3 protein-coding genes are annotated in these 3,253 nt (G+C 45.2%); 2 read left to right on the forward strand and 1 reads right to left on the reverse strand.

All coding sequences use genetic code 11. The features are described from left to right. Both IQR33_RS32000 and lpdA read left to right on the forward strand, forming a co-directional pair. The coding region (locus IQR33_RS32000) for a 2-oxo acid dehydrogenase subunit E2 (protein WP_228013692.1) at window positions 1-990 on the forward strand (990 nt) is incomplete at its 5' end. A 267-nt stretch (window positions 991-1,257) separates the two neighbouring features. Beyond that, the gene (lpdA, locus tag IQR33_RS00755) at window positions 1,258-2,685 is read left to right on the forward strand and encodes a dihydrolipoyl dehydrogenase (RefSeq protein WP_005379993.1); all 1,428 of its coding nucleotides are present in this window, start codon (window positions 1,258-1,260) and stop codon (window positions 2,683-2,685) included. 145 nt (window positions 2,686-2,830) lie between these two features. Here lpdA and opaR read toward each other — a convergent pair. After that, the coding region (gene opaR, locus IQR33_RS00760; protein WP_193843431.1) for a transcriptional regulator OpaR at window positions 2,831-3,253 on the reverse strand (423 nt) is incomplete at its 5' end.

Consider the following 3,253-nt stretch of genomic DNA (forward strand, 5'->3'; position numbering starts at 1 on the left):
GAAGCTCCGGCGGCAGCAGCTCCAGCAGCGACTGGCGATTTCAAAGAAAACGATGAGTACGCTCACGCGTCTCCAGTTGTTCGTCGTCTAGCGCGTGAATTTGGCGTTAATCTTTCTAAGGTTAAAGGTTCTGGTCGTAAGAGCCGTATCCTAAAAGAAGACGTTCAAGCTTACGTGAAAGATGCACTTAAGCGTCTTGAGTCTGGCGCAGGTGCAGCAGCATCTGGCAAAGGCGACGGCGCGGCTCTTGGTCTACTACCATGGCCAAAAGTGGACTTCAGCAAGTTTGGTGAGACAGAAGTTCAACCGCTATCTCGCATTAAGAAGATCTCTGGCGCAAACCTACACCGTAACTGGGTAATGATCCCGCACGTTACACAGTGGGATAACGCAGACATCACGGCTCTTGAAGCATTCCGTAAAGAGCAAAACGCGATTGAAGCGAAGAAAGACACTGGCATGAAGATCACACCACTTGTGTTCATCATGAAAGCGGTAGCTAAAGCGCTTGAAGCGTTCCCAGCGTTCAACTCTTCTCTATCAGAAGACGGTGAGAGCCTAATTCTGAAGAAATACGTGAATGTTGGTATCGCGGTAGATACACCAAACGGTCTAGTTGTTCCTGTATTTAAAGACGTGAACAAGAAAGGCATCTACGAGCTATCTGAAGAGCTAATGGCGGTTTCTAAGAAAGCACGTGCTGGTAAGCTAACTGCGGCTGACATGCAAGGTGGCTGTTTCACTATCTCTAGCCTAGGCGGTATCGGCGGTACAGCGTTTACTCCAATCGTAAACGCACCAGAAGTTGGTATCCTAGGTGTGTCTAAGTCAGAAATGAAACCGGTATGGAACGGTAAAGAGTTCGAACCGCGTCTACAACTTCCACTGTCTCTATCATACGACCACCGTGTGATCGATGGTGCTGAAGGTGCGCGCTTCATCACTTACCTAAACTCATGTCTATCTGACATTCGTCGTCTAGTTCTGTAATAGAAATTAGATGAATGAGAGGCGGCAACTTAGCCGCCTCTGCTAATCATAATTACCGACAATTTGGTTATCAGCCTTGCTTCGTTCAGGGTTTTCACAATCGAATTGTTGTCTAGCTCACAGGCTAAATTGATTTACTTTTCACACCATTAACATCTCTGTAAACTGTTAGCGGTCTGAAAATAACTGTTTAAAACAAATCTCTCTTAAACATAAAAAATCGATACCCACTCAGCCTGTTAGGGATAATGACTACAAGAGGTCAAAATGAGCAAAGAAATTAAAGCCCAAGTTGTTGTACTTGGTTCTGGTCCTGCTGGTTACTCCGCTGCATTCCGTTGTGCGGACTTAGGTCTTGAAACTGTACTAGTTGAACGTTACAGCACGCTTGGCGGTGTATGTCTGAACGTGGGTTGTATCCCATCTAAAGCACTGCTTCACGTTTCTAAAGTAATTGAAGAAGCGAAAGCGATGGCTGACCACGGCGTTGTGTTCGGTGAGCCTCAAACAGACATCAGCAAAATCCGCATCTGGAAAGAAAAAGTTGTTAACCAACTAACTGGCGGCCTAAGCGGTATGGCTAAGATGCGTAACGTAACAGTAGTTAACGGTTACGGTAAGTTCACTGGCCCTAACTCTATCCTTGTAGAAGGCGAAGGTGAGCCAACAGTTGTTAACTTTGACAACGCAATCGTTGCGGCTGGTTCTCGTCCAATCAAACTGCCATTTATCCCGCATGAAGACCCACGTATTTGGGACTCTACTGACGCTCTTGAACTAAAAGAAGTGCCAGAAAAACTGCTTATCATGGGCGGTGGTATCATCGGTCTAGAAATGGGTACGGTTTACCACTCTCTAGGTTCTAAAGTTGAAGTTGTTGAAATGTTTGACCAGGTAATTCCTGCAGCAGACAAAGATATCGTGAAAGTATTTACTAAGCGTATCAAAGACAAGTTCAAGCTAATGCTAGAAACGAAAGTAACAGCAGTTGAAGCAAAAGAAGACGGTATCTACGTTTCAATGGAAGGCAAGAAAGCGCCAGCTGAAGCTGAGCGTTACGATGCGGTTCTAGTTGCTATCGGTCGTGTACCAAATGGTAAGCTAATCGACGGTGAAAAAGCGGGTCTAGAAATTGACGAGCGCGGCTTCATCAACGTTGATAAGCAAATGCGTACTAACGTTCCTCACATCTTCGCGATCGGTGATATCGTTGGTCAACCAATGCTTGCTCACAAAGGTGTGCATGAAGGTCACGTAGCTGCTGAAGTTATCTCTGGTAAGAAGCACTACTTCGACCCTAAAGTTATCCCTTCAATTGCGTACACTGAGCCAGAAGTGGCTTGGGTTGGTAAGACTGAAAAAGAAGCGAAAGAAGAAGGCATCAAGTACGAAGTAGCAACATTCCCATGGGCAGCATCAGGTCGTGCAATCGCATCTGACTGTGCAGACGGTATGACTAAGCTAATCTTCGACAAAGAAACTCACCGCGTAATCGGTGGTGCTATCGTTGGTACTAACGGTGGTGAACTACTTGGTGAAATCGGCCTTGCAATTGAGATGGGCTGTGATGCAGAAGATATCGCTCTGACTATCCACGCTCACCCAACTCTACACGAGTCTGTAGGTCTGGCTGCTGAAGTATTTGAAGGTTCAATCACTGACCTGCCAAACAAAAAAGCAGTTAAGAAGAAGTAAGCTTTTTCTGACTGAATGATAGAAGCCGCTGCATTGCAGCGGTTTTTTTATGCTTGTTATATAGAAATATAAATGTGTGCTTAGCTGACAGCAGACAATAAAAAGCCCACCAAACGGTGGGCTGACATATATTACGAGCTAAGCTTTAGTGTTCACGGTTGTAAATGCAAAGCATATCTAAGTATGAATTCACTAGATGTTTCAGCTCCGCTTCACCTTTAGCGCGGTTCGCTTGGACAAACAGTGAGTAACAAATACCGTGGAACAGGTTTGCCAAGTGTTCTGAATCGTGCTGGTCACACACTTCGCCACGTTCAATTGCTTTAATGAACATGTTTTGTACCAGCAACTGGTTAGTACGGTTAGTTGAAACAAACAATGGCCATACTTCGTCACGTGTTGAAGCACTCCACTCGAACCATACTTTTAGCCAGTGACAATCTTGGCTGACAAGCTCGATCATCGCATTAGTAATATTGGCGATGTTTTCACGTGCATGTAAGTCTAGGTCTATGTTATCCGATAGGAAGTTTGAGAACTGACGTACGACGTGATTGAGAACTTCATC

It is taken from the genome of Vibrio sp. OPT46 (assembly GCF_015163535.1).
Classification (GTDB): domain Bacteria; phylum Pseudomonadota; class Gammaproteobacteria; order Enterobacterales; family Vibrionaceae; genus Vibrio; species Vibrio alginolyticus.

Coding starts and splice junctions, on each gene's coding strand:
- lpdA (WP_005379993.1), top strand. CDS start 1,258: ATGAGCAAAGAAATTAAAGCCCAAGTTGTTGTACTTGGTTCTGGTCCT.